Genomic DNA, 15,678 nt, shown 5'->3' on the forward strand with positions numbered 1-15,678 from the left:
CTCCTTCGTCCCTGCTGACAGGTACGAAGCTAGGAATTCCGGAGCGGCCGGACATCCGCCGGAGTACTCATCGCCGTACTCATCCACGCCGCGATCTGGCTGCGGGTGGAGAAGCCGAGCTTGGTGAGTATGTGCTGGACGTGGTTCTGCGCGGTGCGTTCGGAGATGTAGAGGCGTTCGGCGATCCCCCGGTTCGTCAGCCCCTCCGCCACCAGCCGGGCGACCTCGGACTCGCGCGGGCTGAGCAGCGGGTCCGTCAGATCGTCGAGGAGCCGTCGCACCTCCGCGACGAAGCCGGGTGCGCCTGCCCGTTCGACCATGTCGAACGCCGTTCGAAGCTCGCGCCTCGCTCGTTCGGCATCGCCGAGCGCGATTGCCCCGATACCCAGGGCCAGCTCGACCGGGCCCATGTAGGCGACGCCGTTGCCGACCGCGTGCGCACCGCGGTGCGGTTCGAGCAGAGCCATAAGCCGTTCGACATCGTCGAACAGTCCGAGTCTCGCCGTGACCAGCAGCGCGATCACGCGACCCGGCAGGGTGAAGAACGCGGGCAGGTCCCAGGTGTCCATCGGCCCGGCGAGCCGGTAGGACTCGAGCGCCTCCTCCGGGAATCCGCCGCGGAGCAACAGGTACGCGCGCGTCATCCGGGCCATCGTGCGGAACCGCGGCGGCGACTCGAACCTCGAGCGCGCGAACGCGACGGCCTCCTCGTCGGCGCCGAGGTGCCGGGCGAGCCCCGACTGCAACGCGAAGTACGCGCCGTGCGCGGGCATCGGTTCGAACACGCGCATCCGTTCGAACGCCTTGCGCCCCAACGCTTTCGCCTGCTCATACCGGCCCTGCGCCTGGGCGACGCACGCGCTGACGACCTCAAGGTGCCACGCGCTGTACGGCCCGCCGACGCGGTCGGCCGCGAGCTCCAGCGCGGGCAGCTCCTCGGCGGCCCTGGTGATCTCGCCGCTCTCGATCAGCGCGTACACCCGCCACAGCACGCCCCACATGGTGGTGCGCGGACTGGATGTCCGAACGCCCAGCTCGATCATCTCCTCGGCGATCGCCATCCGTTCGACAATGCCGAACGGACCGGGACAGGCCTCCTGCCGGGCTCGCAGCGCTTCCTCCAAGGCCTTGTTGTCGTTCGCTTTACGAGCCAGGCTCAGCGCGTCGCGGCTGAGCGTGTCCACACGATCCTGTTCGCCGTCGTAGAACGCGAGGTGACTGCGTTGGGCCAGCAACCGGGCCTTCAGTGCGTCGTGTCCGTCCAGTTTCGCCAGCGCCTCCTCGCACAACGGCTTCGCGGCGGCGTTCACCCCGGCACCAGGTGCCGCTTCGAGCACCAGAGCTGCTTCGGCCAGCTCTTCGGGCGTCCGGGCCAGTTCGGCCGCGGCCTGAGCCGCTTTGACACACGCCTCCAGGTCGCCGGCGAAGTACGCGGCCCGCCCCAGCGCCCTGCGGAGCTTCGCGTCGTCGGGTCCGTAGCTCAGCGCGGCCGTGTACAGCCGCACGCCCTCTTCGTACGCGAGGCTGCGGACGGCTTCCCCGGCGGCCTTCTCGGTCCACTTCCGGGCGTTCTCCGACTCGCCGTAGGGCACCAGCGCGGCCCAGTGCCGCGCGATGTCGGCGACCCGTCCGGGATGTCGTCGCGTCAGCACCTCGGCCGTCCTGCGGTGCAGGTGCGCCCGTTCCGTCGTCCTCAGTGACGCCTCGACCGCGGCACGGGTGAGCGCGTGCACGAACCGGTTGTCGTGCGTGATCAGCCCGGCGTCGATCGCCTCGTCGACCAGCGGCAGGCACTCGTGCGTGTCCTTGCCGATCGTCTCGGCGACGACCGCCGGTTCGAAGTCGCGGCCGGCGATCGCGGCGGCCTGCACCAGTTCCCTGCACGCGGGCGAGATCTGCTCGAGCCGGGCTTCGACGATGTCCAGCACCGTCCGAGGTGGACGGTCGGGCCGCCACGTCCCGTCGGCCATCGCGCGGGCGATCTCCCGCACGAACAGCGGGTTGCCGCCCGTGACCTCCAGGACCTGGTCCACCTGGTCCGGGTCGTCGAGCTGCGAGGACACCTCGTCCCGGTCGAACCCGCGCAGGTCCAGGCGCCCGGTCGACGGCGCGCCCAGCAGGCCGGGCAGGCTCTTGAGCTGGCCCTCGCGGTATGCGGCGAACACCAGGAGTTTCGTGCTCTGCAGCTGGTCCGCGAGATGCCGCAACAGCAGGAGCGACGGCTCGTCGGCCCAGTGCACGTCGTCCAGGATCACGACCAGATGCCCGGCCAGCTTCGTGGCGACCGCGTCGAACAGCCGGAACCGGTCCGCCTGCGCGTTGTCCGCGAAGACCTCGTCCGGATCTTCCCCGATGCTGCGCAGCACCTGCCGCCACGGCCAGTACGCGGGCGCGCCCTCGGTCTCGACGCACCGTCCCCACGCGACGGCCGTCCCGCTCGCCAGGGCGAGTCCGGCCAGCTCCTGGGCGAGCCGGGTCTTGCCGATGCCGGGCTCCCCCGCGCACAGCACGAGCCGCCCGGTGCCGTTGCGGGCGTCGTCGAGCCAGGCCGCCAGCGCCTCGAGCTCGCGCCGCCGGCCGACCATCCGGTCACTGATCACGCCCACGTTGAGAAGTATCGCTCTGGACCTCGGGCGTTACCGCGCACCGTCGAGCAGCCGCTCGACCTTGGCGGCGTCTTCGTCACGTTGGTGTGCCCGGTACAGCTCCAGTGCCTCGCGCCACACGGCCTGTGCCTCCTCGCGCCGCCCGATCGCGGCGTACGGATGCCCCAGTCCGTACAGGGTGTTGGCGACTTCGTAGGCATGGCCGAGGCCGCGGTACAGGGTGAGGGCCTGCCGGTAGTGGCGGATGGCCTGCTCGTGCCGGCCGGTGTGATGATCGATATAACCGAGACTGTCCAAGGTGGCCGCCTCACCGTTGGTGTCGTGGTGGAGCCGGAACAAGGTGAGCGCGGCCTGGCAGTCGTCGCGGCCCTGGTCGTGGTCGCCGAGCCGGGCATGGGACCAGCCCACCTCGTTGAGTGCCCATGCGTGCAGCACGGGGTTGCCGAGCGTGCGGTAGATGCTCAGGGCTCTGGTTGCGTGCCGCAATGCTCGCCGGTCGTCCCCACGCCGCTCCCACAACCGTCCGAGTGCCCGGTGGGTGTGCGCTTGGTTGGTGTGGTCGTTGTGTTGTTCGGCCAGCGCGAGGGACTGCTGCATGTGCATGATCGCCTCGTCGTGCCGCCCCAGGAGGGTGTAGGCGCCGCCGATCTGCCGAAGGCTGAGCGCGTGCGTCGCGGGGTCGTGGAGGTGTTCGGCGGCAACCAGTCCCACCTGCCAGGTCGCGAGCATGTCGCGGTGGTGTCCTCTGCGGAGGTGGAAGGTCATCGTGGCCCAGGCCAGTTGCCACACGGTCTGATGCCACTCCTGGGCGGCGGCGGTGTGCTGGGCGGCGCGCAGGCAGAGGCGTTCCCGATCGAACCAGGCAAGCGCCGCGGGGAGGTCGGGGATCGGGTGGGGGTGGTCTGGTTCGGGTGGGCCCGACCTCGGCGTCGGGCGGTGCGGGTCGAGGTGACGGTTGGCGGTGTGGGCGGTGTACGCGTAGAAGCCGACCACCCGCCGCAGCGCGGCCTCCCGCACGTCATCGGATAGCTGCTGGGCGGTGTCGGTGGCGTAGCGGCGGATCAGGTCGTGCATCGAGTACCGGCCGTCCGCGTCGCGGCCGAGCAGTGACGCCTCCTGTAACTCGCGCAACACCCTGGCCGCGTCCGCCGGGGACAGCCCGGTGAGGCTCGCGGCGGCGGGCAGTCCGATGTCCGGGCCGGGGGCGATGCCGAGCAGCCCGAACGCCGTCTGCTGCCGGGCGGTCAGGCTGCGGTAGGACCACGACAGCACGGTCGCGAGATCCGTGGCCGGGTCGTCGTCCGACCACGGCTCCACACCCGTACCGCGCAGGTCCGCGGCGAGCTCGGCCAGCGGCAGGCGCGGGTGGACGTGGGCGCGGCCGGCGATGATGCCCAGCGCCAACGGGAAGCCGCCGCACAGCTCGACGAGCTCGGCGACCGCGTCCGGTTCGGCCTCCACCCGCGCCGCCCCCAGCCGCCGCGTCAGCAGGGCGCGGGCCTCGGGCTCGCTGAGCGTGTCGAGGGGCAGGTGCTGCGCGCCGTGCCGGGTGATCAGGCCGGTGAGCGTCCTGCGACTGGTCACCACGACCGCACACGAGTCGCCGCCCGGCAGCAGCGGCACCACCTGTTCGGCGTCGGCCGCGTTGTCCAGCATGATCAGCATCCGCTTGCCGGCGACCAGGCTGCGCAGCAGCGCCGCCTGTGCCTGCGGGTCGACCGGGATGCGGCCGGGATCCACGCCGAGAGCGTCGAGGAAGCCGCGCACCGCGACGGCCGACTCCATCGGCTTGTCATCGGGGCTGAAACCACGCAGGTCGACGAACAACTGCCCGTCGGGGAACCGGTCGAGCTGCCGATGGGCCCAATGCACGGCCAGCCAGGTCTTGCCGATCCCGCCGGCGCCACCGACCGCGGAGATCACCACCATCCGCCCCTGCTCCGCCGCGTCCAGGGCAGCGGTGAGCGCGGCGAGGTCGGCGTCGCGACCGGCGAAATGCGGCGGTGCGGCGGGCAGCTGCCGAGGCACCACCACCGGCTCCGCGACGCCGCCTCCGGACAGGTCCGAGTCCGCGGCCAGGATCCGCCGGTGCAGGTCCCGCAGCGCGGCGCCGGGGTCGGTGCCCTGATCTTCGACCAGCCGGTCCCGGAAGCACCGATAGTGCGCCAGGGCGTCCGCGGACCGGCCGGCCCGGTGCAGGGCCAGCAGGTACTGCCCGGCCACCCGCTCGTCCAACGGGTACCGCGCCGCACGCGCCGACAGTTCCGCCACCAACGCCTCGCCTTCGCCGGCACGGAGCCGGGCGTCGACCAGGTCGTGTTCGGCCACCCTCAGCTCCTGGGTCAGCCGGTAGCGTTCGGCCTCCGCCCAGTCCCCGCTCAGGCCCGTGAGCGGCTCTCCGCGCCACAACGCCACGGCCTCGGTCAGCAACGCCACCTCTCGCACGTCGCCGCGGGCACGGGCACACAGGTCGCGGAACCGGTGGAGATCAACCTGCTCCACCACCAGGACGTAGCCGCCGGAGCGCAGGACGATCTCCACCCCCGTGTGGCGCAGCCGCGAGATGTGGCTGTGCAACGTCGCCCGCCCGCGCCGCGGGATGCCGGCACCCCACACCCGCTCGATGAGCCGGTCCGCCGGCACCACGCGGCCCGCGTCCACCGCCAGCGCCGCCAGCACGCACCGCTGCCGGGGTGGGCCGAGGTCGACCTCGGACCCGTCTCGGAAAGCGCTTACCTCACCCAGCAACCGCAGCTCCACCGGGCAGGAATAGCGCGTTGACCTGCGCAATGCAGAAAACTCGCCAGCCGTTCACACGAACGGCTGCGCACCGTGAGAGGTGAGGCGGCCCGAAGACCTACTGGGGGGCGGGCCGCCTCACCAGCGGTAAGTCCAGAGAAGGGGGGACAGAGATGAACAACCTGGCCAGGGCGGGGGCCATCGCCGCGGCGGTCGTGGCGATCGGCGGCGGGACGTGCCTGCCGGCCATGGCGACGCCTCAGTCCGGGACCCCGACCATCATGTCGGGCTCGTCCGAGCAGAGCCGCAACGGCCTCACCTGCAAGAACAAGTGGTACACCACGCTGGGCAAGACCAACTGCTCCGGCAACTCCGGCCAGCGCTGGCGGTTGATCGTCAAGTGCGCGTTCCAGGGGGACATCAAGGGAACGTGGCAGCAGGGGCCGGGCAGCGATCAGGCCGAGTGCAACTTCCACGTCCAGAGCGCCACCGTCGAGTGGAAGTAACAAGCCAGGGCCGCCTTGACCGCGGCGCGGTCAAGGCGGCCTGACGTCAGGACTTCGGCGCGAAGAAGTTGCGCAGCTGCGTGTAGCGGCGGCGCAGGCCCCACTTCGTCACCCGCACCAGGGCCTCGCGGACGATGTTGCCGCTCATCTTCGACTCGCCGTACTCGCGCTCCTGGAACGTGATCGGCACCTCGATGACCTTGAAGCCCAGTTCCAGCGTCCGCCACAGCAGGTCGATCTGGAAGCAGTACCCGGCCGACGCCACGGACGCCAGGTTCAGCTTGCGCAGCGTGTTCGCCTTGAACGCGCGGTACCCGCCGGTCATGTCGCGGACGTTCGAGCCGAGCACGATCCGCGAGTAGAGCGAACCGCCGCGCGAGAGGAACTCGCGGTGCTTGGGCCAGTTCACCACCGAGCCGCCGGGCACGTACCGCGAGCCGAGCACCAGGTCGGCGCCGGGCAGCGCGTCGAGCAGGCGGTGCAGCTGCTCCGGGGCGTGCGAGCCGTCGGCGTCCATCTCGCAGATCACGCCGTAGTCGCGCTCGAGACCCCACGTGAAGCCGGCGATGTAGGCGGCACCGAGGCCGGCCTTCTCCGTGCGGTGCAGCACGTGCACGCGCTCATCGGCGGCGGCCATCTCGTCGGCGAGCTGGCCGGTGCCGTCGGGGCTGCCGTCGTCCACGACCAGCACGTGCACCTGTGGCAGTGCCGCGTGCAGCCGCTTCACGATCTTCCCGATGTTGTCCCGCTCGTTGTAGGTCGGGATCACCACCAGCACGGGCCCGAGCGACGAGTCAGGCTTCGCCTGCTGGTCCGTCATCCGCTTCCTTCCGTCGTCGTACCAGGCAAAACACGAATGCCAAAACGCCCGCAGCGGTCAACACCCACTCGGGCCAGGCACCCAGCCGAGTGGCCAGCGTAGTCTCCCCGCGCAGCGGCAGGTTCGCGACCAGGGCATCCGGGGTGAACAGGGACGTTCGCTGCGTCACTGAACCGTCGGGCTGAACGATCGCACTGACCCCGGAAGTGGCCGCGATGACCACCGCCCGGCCGTGCTCGACCGCACGCACACGCGACATGGCTTGCTGCTGGTACGTCATCTCGGTGAACCCGAACGTGGCGTTGTTCGTCGGGATGGCGATGATGTTCGACCCGGCCCGAACCGAATCGCGTACGACATTGTCGAACGCGACCTCGTAACACGTGTCGATTGCCACACGTGCCGGTCCCATGTCGAACCCCTTGGGGTCGTCGCCCGGCTGGAAGTTGCCCGCGCGGTCGACGGTCTTGGTGAACAGCCGGAAGAACGACCGGTAGGGCATCGTCTCGCCGAACGGCTGCAGCTGCCGCTTGGTGTACGTGTCCGTCGAGCCCTTGCCGGGCTCCCAGAGCACGACGGTGTTGCGCGGCAGGCCGTCGTTGCGGTCGATGAGCACCGCGCCGACCGCGATCGGCGCCTTGATCGCCTCGGCGGCGCGGTCGATCTGGACGGCCGCGTCGAGGTTGCGGAACGGGTCGATGTCCGACGAGTTCTCCGGCCAGATCACCAGGTCCGGTTGCTTGGCGCGACCGGCGGCCACATCGTTGGCGAGCTCGATCGTGCGCTTCACGTGGTTGTCGAGCACGGCCCGGCGCTGCGCGGCGAAGTCGAGGCCGGCGCGCGGCACGTTGCCCTGGATCGCGGCGACCGTCGCGGTGCCCTCGGACGGGTTCACCCCGACCAGCGGCATGGTCGCCAGGCCGGCCACCAGCGGCAGGACCGTGAGCGGCACGCCGACCTTCCAGTCGCGCACCCACGCGATCCCGAACCCGGTCAGCGCCACCGCGAACCCGATCAGCGGCGCTCCGCCGAACGACGCGAGCGGCAGATACCACCCCTCGGGCTGACCGAACGCGATCTTGCCCCACGGGAAGCCGCCGAAGGGGAACACCCCGCGCAGCGCCTCGTCCGCGACCCACAGGAACGCCATCCACAAAGGAGCGAACCGCAGCCGGGACACGACGGCCATGAACGCGGTCCCGATCGCGATCATCACCGCGCACGCGAAAGCCAATGGCAGCCACGCGACCAGGCCGACGAACTCGCCCGTCCACCGCAGCAGCGGCGTCATGAACCCGAGCCCGAACAGCAGGCCGTAGCCGAACCCGGCCCGCGCGCGGCGTCCCTTGAGGACGAACCCCAGCAGCGCGAAACCGACCGGCGCCAGCCACCACACCGTGCGCGGCGGGAAGCTCGCATACACCAGCCCACCCCCGGCCAACGCGAGGGCCATTCGGGTGACCTGAGGAGTCACGCGGGAGCCCCGCGATGCGTGTGATGCATCGCGGGGCTCCCGCGTGACGTCAGCAGAGGGGGGTGCAACCACCCGATCAGCGTACGAGGCGCCGGAGTAGGAAGGAGACATGACCTATGTGGATCACGTGATGAGGGTGCTCGCCACCGAGGGGGAAACGGAGATCCTGGTCTGCGGGGAACGCAGAATCACCCGCGCACAAGCCCGTGAACAGGTTCTTCGGTTCGCGGACGGCCTGCACCAACGAGGAGTCCGGCCCGGCGACGGCGTCGGGGTGTTCATGGGCAACCGCCCCGAGACCGTGCTCGTGAACCTGGCCGTCCACCTGCTCGGCGCCCGCCTGGTGTTCGTGCCGCCGGAGCCCGGCGCGTCCGAGTTGCGCGGTCTCGTCGACCACGCCGATGTCAAAGGCGTCGTAGTCGATCCGTCGTTCGACACCCGGCTCGACGGGTGGCCGATTTCTGAACTCCCGTTCGACCATGTCGAACGAAACGGCGTTTCCGGGTACGGCACGGTGCTCTACACCGGCGGCACCACCGGCCTGCCGAAGCTCGCCCACCACGGCGACACGATGTACGAGACGTTCGGCAAGATCGGACAGGCCCCGACGAACGCGCTCATCTCGACGCTCCTCACCCACGGCAGCGGCCACGTGGCGGCGATCAGGGGCCTGCTGTCGGGCAGCAAGGTGGTGCTGATGCCCTCGACGTTCGACGCCGACGTCTTCACCGAGCTGGTGCGGCAGGAGGACATCAGGACCACCGCGCTGGTGCCGCCGATGCTGTACGAGGTGCTCGACCACCCGGACTGCCCAGGCCGCGGCCAGTTCGACGCGATCCGGCTCGGCGGCTCGCCGGTCGCCCCCGCCCGGCTGCTGCAGGCGATCGAACGGTTCGGGCCGGTCATCTGGCAGGCCTACGGCATGAGCGAGGCCGGTTCCGTCACGCAGATGGACCCGGCGTGGATCGACCCCGACCGCCCCGACACCCTGCGGACCTGCGGCAAGCGCACCGAGTGGACCGAGGTCGAGATCCGCGACGGCGACGTGCACGTCCGCGGCCCGCTGGTGATGAAGGGCTACTGGGGACACGAGCCGGTCGACGGCTGGTTCAACACCGGCGACGTCGGCTACTTCGACGACGAAGGATTCCTGTACCTCGTGGATCGCAGCAAGGACGTCATCGTCACCGGCAAAACGAGTGACAACGTCTACTCGCGCCTGCTGGACGACTTCCTGGTGACGTTGCCGGGCATCAGGCAGGCGGCGGCCGTGGGCGTGCCGGACGACCGGTTCGGCGAGGCCGTCGCCGTGTTCCTTGTCGCAGACCGGGAGTTGGACATATCGGGACTCAAAGCGGCGGTCGTCGAGGAGCTCGGCGAGCTCTATGAGCCGCGAGACGTCACGTTCGTGGACCGCCTGCCCGTCACCAGGGTCGGCAAGGTCGACAAGAAGGCTTTGCGCTCCACCGTGGGACAAACGTCTTGATCACTTGATCGGCGGACAGGGCGTGGGAGTAGACAGGACTCATGACCTATGTGGATCACGTCATGAGGGTGTTCGCCACCGAGGGGGAAAAGGAGATCCTGGTCTGCGGGGAACAGAGAATCACCCGCGCACAAGCCCGTGAGCTGGTCCTTCGCTACGCCGACGGGTTGCACCAACGAGGAGTCCGGCCCGGCGACGGCGTCGGGGTGTTCATGGGCAACCGCCCTGAGACGGTGCTCGTGAACCTGGCCGTCCACCTGCTCGGCGCCCGCCTGGTGTTCGTGCCGCCGGAGCCCGGCGCGTCCGAACTGCGCGGCCTGGTCGAACACGCGGACGTCAAAGGCGTCGTTGTGGACCCGTCGTTCGACACCCGGCTCGACGGCTGGCCGATTTCTGAACTCCCGTTCGACAATGTCGAACGAAACGGCGTTTCCGGGTACGGCACGGTGTTCTACACCGGCGGTACGACCGGCCTGCCGAAGCTCGCCCACCACGGCGACGCGCTGTACGAACAGCTCACCAGCTTCGAGATGCCGGTCTCGAACGCGCTGATCTCGACGCTCGTCACTCACGGCAGCGGCCACGGCGCGTCGACCATGGGGCTGGTCGCGGGCAGCAAGCTGGTGTTGATGCCGTCGACGTTCGACGCCGGCGTCTTCGTCAAGCTCGTCCGCGAGGAGGACATCACCGTCACCGGCCTGGTGCCGCCGATGCTGTACGAGGTGCTCGACCACCCCGACTGCCCCGGCCGTGACGTGTTCGACCGGATCAGCGTCGTCGGCTCGCCGATCGCGCCGTCCCGGCTGGCGCAGGCGATCGAGCGGTTCGGACCGGTCATCTGGCAGAGCTACGGCATGAGCGAGGCGTGGGCCATCACGATGATGGATCCGGCGTTGATCGACCTCGACAAGCCGGAGACGCTGCGCACGTGCGGCAAGCCGGTGCCGTGGACCCAGGTCGAAGTGCGTGACGGCGACGTGCACGTCAGCGGCCCGATGCTGATGAAGGGCTACTGGGGCCACGAACCGCTCGACGGCGGCTGGTTCAACACCGGCGACATCGGCCATTTCGACGACGAGGGATTCCTCTACCTGGTCGACCGCAGCAAGGACGTCATCGTCACCGGCAAAACCGCTGACAACGTTTACTCCCGCCTGCTCGACGACTTTCTCGTCACGCTGCCGGGTATCCGGCACGCGGCGACCGTCGGCGTGCCCGACGACCGGTACGGCGAGGCCGTCGCGGTGTTCGTCGTGGCGGACGACGAGGTGGACGTCCCGAAGCTGAAAGCGGCGGTCGTTGACGAACTGGGCGAACTTTATGAGCCGCGAGACGTCACGGTCGTCGACCGTTTGCCTTTCACAAGGGTGGGCAAGGTCGACAAGAAAGCCTTGCGCTCTACTCTGAGGTAACCCGACTAAAGGAGGTTGACGGATGCCACGTCCGAGTGTCGAGGCCGAACGCCGCGCGCAGATCCTCGCGTCCACCTGCAAGGTCATCGCGGCGGAGGGCTTCCGGCACCTGCGCGTCTCCGACGTCGCCAGAGACGCGGGCGTGAGCGGTGGCACCGTCCACTACTACTTCGAGACCAAGCGCGACCTGACCGACGCGGCGTTCCAGCACTGCTTCGACGAGTCGATCAAACGCCGCCGCTGGATCCTCGAGTCCGACGAGCCGCCGCTGTCCCGGCTGCGGCACGTCGTCGAGTCCTACCTCCCCGAAGGCGCCGAGACAGTCGAGGCGTGGAAGGTCTGGGCCGAACTGTGGGTCGAGGCCATCCGCTCCCCCGAACTGCAGGAGCTCAACGAGCGGTTCTACGGCGAGTGGCGCGACATCGTCGCGCACATCATCCGCGACGGCCAGGCGCGCCGGGAGCTCGCTCCGGGCGATCCCGTAGACCTGGCCAACATGCTGGTCAGCATGCTCGACGGCCTGGCGCTGCAGGTTCTCGCCGGCTCGAAGAACATGACCGTCGACCACATGCGCGCGGTGTGCCTGACGTTCGTCGACCAACTATCAGTGGTGAGTCAGGTACATCCCTGATGCAACGGGCGGCCTGGTCAGCGCATTGTTGAGACATGACCACGATGACTCTGTCCAGGCCGCGCACCAACCGGATGATCGCGGGCGTGTGCGCGGGACTCGCCGACCGCTACGGCTGGAAGCCCAGCACCGTGCGGATCGTCTTCCTGCTGTCGTGCCTGCTGCCCGGACCGCAGTTCCTGATCTATATCGCCCTGTGGCTGATCATGCCGGACCGCGGCTACTGACCCGCCTGAGGAACGCCGTCCACGCAGTCGCGCCCACCGGCAGGTGAACGGTGGGAGCCTTGCTGTCCCGGATGCCGACGCCCGGCCTGACCTCAACGCAGTTGTCGCCGGTCGGGCTGTAACTGCTCTTGCGCCATTCGGCCATCCGGGCCGCCTCCCTCAGGACACGATGCTGGTGATCAGCTCCCTCGATTCTTCCGCACTCAACGCCACGCGCCCTAGTTCCGCAAGGAACTTCTCGTAGAGCGCGACCGATGCCTTGTCGTCGAGGAACAGCCCGGAGTTCACGCTCTCCAGGTAGACGACCGGCCCGAACTTCTCGAACTTCATCACCCGGAAGTCGCCCACGGCATGCGCGCCGGCGGGCACCACTCGGAGGGTGATGAACGGCCGAACCCGCATCCGCAACAGGTCGTGCAGCTGGTCGCTCATGATCTCCGGGCTGCCCACATCCGACCGCAGGACAGGCTCGTACATGAAGAAGTTGAACCGGCAGGTGCCGTCGAAGATCTCCCGCCGACGCATCCTCGCGGCGACGAGCGCTTCGACGTCTTTCGGCGCGACGTAGGGCGAGGCGATCGCCGCGGCGCGGGCGTACGACTCGATCTGGAGCAGTCCGGGGACCACCAAGGTGCTCCAGACCGTGATGGCGGTCGCCTGCTTCTCGTGCGCTATCAGGGTGCGCACCTGTTCCGGCACAGCCGAGAACTGGAGCAGGCCGCGCTCGCGCGTCTCGTTGAACAGCGCCAGGAGGTGGTCGCGTTCCTCAACGGTGGCGCCGCACACGCCGAGCAGGAACATCAGCTCGGCTTCACTCGAGCCGCCCTTGCCGTTGACCAGATCCGACAACTTGGGGTGGTCCCAGCCGAGCCGCGTGGCGAGCTGACGCATCGAGTGGCCGGTGCGTTCCATCACCGGGCGCAGTGCTTCGCCGAACTCCCGTCCGACCAATGTGGAGATTCGCCTTGGCATGCAAGGAAGCTAGGGGGACTTCTCCCCCCAGCTCCATCGTTTCGCCCCGAATTGACTCGAAAGTTGGTCCGGTAGCAGGGTTCTACCAGCGCGAATCGATCTTCCGCACGGCTTCCGCCGCGATCTCGGCGGCCGCCTTGCGCGGGTTCGACGCGTCGCGCTCCAGCACCTTGGTGACGAGCTTGCGCATGTTCGCCGAGATCTTTTCGAACGCCGACTCGGCGGTGGGCTCGATGTCGCCGAACAGTGTCCACCACCACCAGGAGTTGGTGGCGGAGTTGGCGACCACGTCCGGAATGATCAACGCGTCGAGCACGGCCTCGGCCTCGGCGGTCACCGGCATGTTGGCCGCCTCGACGATCAGCTTGGCGCGCACGGAGGTCGCGTTGTCGGCGTTGATCGCGTAGGACGTGGCGGCGGGCACAAGAACATCGGCCTCGACGTCGAGCCACTTCTCGCGGTCGAGCTGGAGGTCCGACGGGCGCAGCTCGGTCCGATCAATAGCGCCGTGCGAGTCGCGGGTGAGCAGCAGCCGTTCGACGTCAAGGCCTTCGGGGTTCGTCACGACGCCGTAGTAGTCGGCGAGCCCGACCACGCGGACGCCCGCGCGGGCCAGGTACCGGGCGGTGGCGCCGCCCATAGACCCGAAGCCCTGCACGAAGGCGGTAGGCGACGACAGGCCCAGGCGTTCGATCCCGGTCAGCGCGGCCTCGGCGACGCCGTAGCCGCCGACGAGCTCGTCGAGGGACACGCCGTCGACGTCGACCGCGAACGCGTCCGCGAGGCGTTGGCGCGCCAGGGTTTCGTCGTCGAGCAACGGGTAGACGGCCTGGATGGACGACTGGAGTCCGATCTTGTCGATCGCCTCGTCGATGGTCGACTGGCGCAGGCCGAGGTCCTCCCCCATGGTCCAGAACCGCTCGATGTACGGGCTCATCGCGTACAGGTAGCGCGTCAGAACGTCGACCGAGCGCGGGTCGTACGGATCGAAGTCGATACCGCCCTTGGCGCCGCCCAGCGGCACGTAGCGGGCCTGCGGGTCGTAGTTCAGCGCTTCCTTCGCCGTCATGCCCTCGGCAAGGCCGCGGACCTCGTCGAGCGTGCAGCCGGCGCGCATGCGCAGGCCACCGCTGCTGACGCCCCGCACCAACCGGTCGATCACGAGGTAGCCCTTCGCGCCCGTGTCCGGATCGGTCCAGGTGACCTGCAGATAACTCATCGCGCACATCCCTTGACATCAACGGGTGACCACGGTCACATGGTGGCTCAAAACTGACTGACGACTCAGTTAACCATCTTTTGGAGGCCCTGTGAGCGAGGTACAGCCTCTCAGCGGCAACTGGCTGAACGAGCGCGCCCACCTGCGGAAGTCACTCCGTCGGGTGGACGTCACGTTCTACCTGCTCTGCACGCTGGTCGGGCTCGACACGATCGGCAGCGTCGCCGCGAACGGGCCCCAGGGCCTGGTGTGGATGGTCATCCTCGCGGTGGTGTTCTTCCTGCCCTACGGCCTGCTCACCGCCGAGCTCGGCACGGCGTTCCCGGTCGAGGGCGGGCCGTACGTGTGGACGAAGCTCGCGTTCGGGCGGATGGCCGCTGGCATCAACCAGGTCCTGTACTGGATCTCCAACCCGCTGTGGATGGGCGGCACCCTGGCCGTCGTCGCGCTGGCGACGTTCGAGACGTTCTTCTTCCAGCTCGGAGTCACCGGGAAGATCGTCGCCGGGCTGGCGTTCATCTGGGCCGGCGTTCTGGCGGTCGCGGCGTCGCTCAGGATCGGCAAGTGGGTGCCGATCTTCGGGGCGTTCGCGCGGATCGTGCTGCTCGGGTTCTTCACGATCTCGGTCATCGTCTACGGCATCAAGAACGGCGTTCAGCCGCTCGCGTTCGGCGACTTCGTGCCGACCTACGCGGCGTTCACCGCGCTGGTGCCGGTGCTGATCTTCAACTACGTGGGCTTCGAGCTGCCGTCGACGGCGACCGAGGAGATGACCGACCCGCAGAAGACCGTGCCGTTCGCCATCCTGCGGGCGGGCGCGGCGGCGTTCTTCCTCTACGGCGGGCCGATTCTCGGAATCCTGCTGGTCGTTCCGGCCGACGAGATCAAGGGCCTCGGCGGGTTCATCGACGCGTCGAAGACCGTGCTGTCGGTCTACGGCCCCGCCGCTCCCGCGCTCGGCGCGATCTGCGCGGCCGGGTTCATCATCGGTGTGCTGACCAGCGGTGTCTCGTGGGCGATCGGCGCGCACCGCGCGCAGGCCGTCGCGTGTGCGGACGGCGCCGGACCCGCGTGGCTCGGGCACCTGTCGGCCCGCCAGGGCACTCCGATCCGGGTGAACGTGCTGTCCGGCGTGCTCGCGTCGATCGTGCTGGTCGTGGCACTGAACCTGACCGAGGGCAACACCGAGAAGTACTTCGCCGCGGGCCTGGCGCTCGTCATCTGTACGACATTCATCAGCTATCTGCTGACTTTCCCGTCCATGGTGCGTCTCCGTTCGACAATGCCGAACGTCGCCCGACCATTCCGCGCGCCGCTGGCGTGGGTGTGCACGATCCTGACGACCGGGCTCGTCGCGTACACCGTGGTCGTGCTGATCTGGCCGCCGTCGCTGCCGTCGTCGTTCGAGGGCGAGCGGCTGCAGTACACGCTGAGCCAGGTCGTGCCGCTGGCCATCGTGATCGTGATCGGTCTCGTGTTCTACGCGCTGGGCCGTCCGACGCGAGCGCATGACGTCGCGCCGGATGACGAGGTTCAGCAACGCGTCACGGTGTGAGCGCGACGGCGGCCGCGGGCGAACCCACGGC

Annotated in this window: 13 protein-coding genes; 6 read left to right on the top strand and 7 right to left on the bottom strand. The window is 69.1% G+C overall.

Annotation, left to right across the window (positions count from 1 at the left end):
- Positions 1 to 29: 29 nt before the first annotated feature.
- Together QSK35_RS02825 and QSK35_RS02830 are read right to left on the bottom strand one after the other, a co-directional pair.
- On the bottom strand, positions 30 to 2,606 hold the full coding sequence (locus tag QSK35_RS02825; RefSeq protein WP_285741896.1) for an AAA family ATPase: 2,577 nt from the start codon (positions 2,604 to 2,606) through the stop codon (positions 30 to 32).
- A 30-nt stretch (positions 2,607 to 2,636) separates the two neighbouring features.
- The gene (locus QSK35_RS02830; RefSeq protein ID WP_285741898.1) at positions 2,637 to 5,366 is read right to left on the bottom strand and encodes an AfsR/SARP family transcriptional regulator; all 2,730 of its coding nucleotides are present in this window, start codon (positions 5,364 to 5,366) and stop codon (positions 2,637 to 2,639) included.
- Positions 5,367 to 5,518: 152 nt separating this feature from the next.
- On the opposite strand from QSK35_RS02830, the gene QSK35_RS02835 reads away from it, so the two are divergent.
- The gene (locus QSK35_RS02835) at positions 5,519 to 5,851 is read left to right on the top strand and encodes a hypothetical protein (RefSeq protein ID WP_285741900.1); all 333 of its coding nucleotides are present in this window, start codon (positions 5,519 to 5,521) and stop codon (positions 5,849 to 5,851) included.
- A 46-nt stretch (positions 5,852 to 5,897) separates the two neighbouring features.
- On the opposite strand, the gene QSK35_RS02840 is transcribed toward QSK35_RS02835, so the two are convergent.
- Positions 5,898 to 6,671: a polyprenol monophosphomannose synthase gene (locus tag QSK35_RS02840; protein ID WP_285741902.1), complete on the bottom strand. Its 774-nt coding sequence runs from the start codon at positions 6,669 to 6,671 to the stop codon at positions 5,898 to 5,900.
- The gene (lnt, locus tag QSK35_RS02845; RefSeq protein WP_285741904.1) at positions 6,646 to 8,124 is read right to left on the bottom strand and encodes an apolipoprotein N-acyltransferase; all 1,479 of its coding nucleotides are present in this window, start codon (positions 8,122 to 8,124) and stop codon (positions 6,646 to 6,648) included. Before lnt ends, QSK35_RS02840 begins: the two co-directional genes overlap by 26 nt.
- A gap of 130 nt (positions 8,125 to 8,254) precedes the next feature.
- Here lnt and QSK35_RS02850 point away from each other — a divergent pair, with 130 nt between their 5' ends.
- The 4 genes from QSK35_RS02850 (at position 8,255) to QSK35_RS02865 (ending at position 11,901) form a co-directional block, all read left to right on the top strand.
- A complete protein-coding gene (locus QSK35_RS02850) occupies positions 8,255 to 9,631 on the top strand; it encodes a class I adenylate-forming enzyme family protein (protein ID WP_285741905.1) in 1,377 nt (458 codons plus the stop codon).
- A gap of 62 nt (positions 9,632 to 9,693) precedes the next feature.
- The gene (locus tag QSK35_RS02855; RefSeq protein WP_285741907.1) at positions 9,694 to 11,043 is read left to right on the top strand and encodes a class I adenylate-forming enzyme family protein; all 1,350 of its coding nucleotides are present in this window, start codon (positions 9,694 to 9,696) and stop codon (positions 11,041 to 11,043) included.
- 22 nt (positions 11,044 to 11,065) lie between these two features.
- Positions 11,066 to 11,674, top strand: a complete 609-nt coding sequence (locus tag QSK35_RS02860; protein ID WP_285741909.1) for a TetR/AcrR family transcriptional regulator — start codon at positions 11,066 to 11,068, stop codon at positions 11,672 to 11,674.
- 35 nt (positions 11,675 to 11,709) lie between these two features.
- Positions 11,710 to 11,901 carry a PspC domain-containing protein gene (locus QSK35_RS02865; RefSeq protein ID WP_285741912.1) on the top strand — a complete coding sequence of 64 codons (192 nt, stop codon included), beginning with the start codon at positions 11,710 to 11,712 and terminating at the stop codon, positions 11,899 to 11,901.
- Here QSK35_RS02865 and QSK35_RS02870 read toward each other — a convergent pair.
- The 3 genes from QSK35_RS02870 to QSK35_RS02880 form a co-directional block, all read right to left on the bottom strand.
- Positions 11,879 to 12,046: a DUF397 domain-containing protein gene (locus QSK35_RS02870; protein WP_285741913.1), complete on the bottom strand. Its 168-nt coding sequence runs from the start codon at positions 12,044 to 12,046 to the stop codon at positions 11,879 to 11,881. The two genes, QSK35_RS02865 and QSK35_RS02870, sit on opposite strands and share 23 nt — an antisense overlap.
- Before the next feature lie 14 nt (positions 12,047 to 12,060).
- Positions 12,061 to 12,873: a helix-turn-helix domain-containing protein gene (locus tag QSK35_RS02875; protein ID WP_285741915.1), complete on the bottom strand. Its 813-nt coding sequence runs from the start codon at positions 12,871 to 12,873 to the stop codon at positions 12,061 to 12,063.
- 82 nt (positions 12,874 to 12,955) lie between these two features.
- Complete coding sequence (locus tag QSK35_RS02880) at positions 12,956 to 14,092, bottom strand: Glu/Leu/Phe/Val dehydrogenase dimerization domain-containing protein (RefSeq protein WP_285741917.1); 1,137 nt, start codon at positions 14,090 to 14,092, stop codon at positions 12,956 to 12,958.
- A gap of 91 nt (positions 14,093 to 14,183) precedes the next feature.
- Here QSK35_RS02880 and QSK35_RS02885 point away from each other — a divergent pair, with 91 nt between their 5' ends.
- The gene (locus QSK35_RS02885; protein ID WP_285741919.1) at positions 14,184 to 15,647 is read left to right on the top strand and encodes an APC family permease; all 1,464 of its coding nucleotides are present in this window, start codon (positions 14,184 to 14,186) and stop codon (positions 15,645 to 15,647) included.
- The last annotated feature ends 31 nt before the right edge of the window (positions 15,648 to 15,678 follow it).

Origin of the sequence: Lentzea sp. NBRC 105346, from assembly GCF_030269605.1 — a bacterium.
In the GTDB taxonomy this organism is placed as follows: Bacteria; Actinomycetota; Actinomycetes; order Mycobacteriales; family Pseudonocardiaceae; genus Lentzea.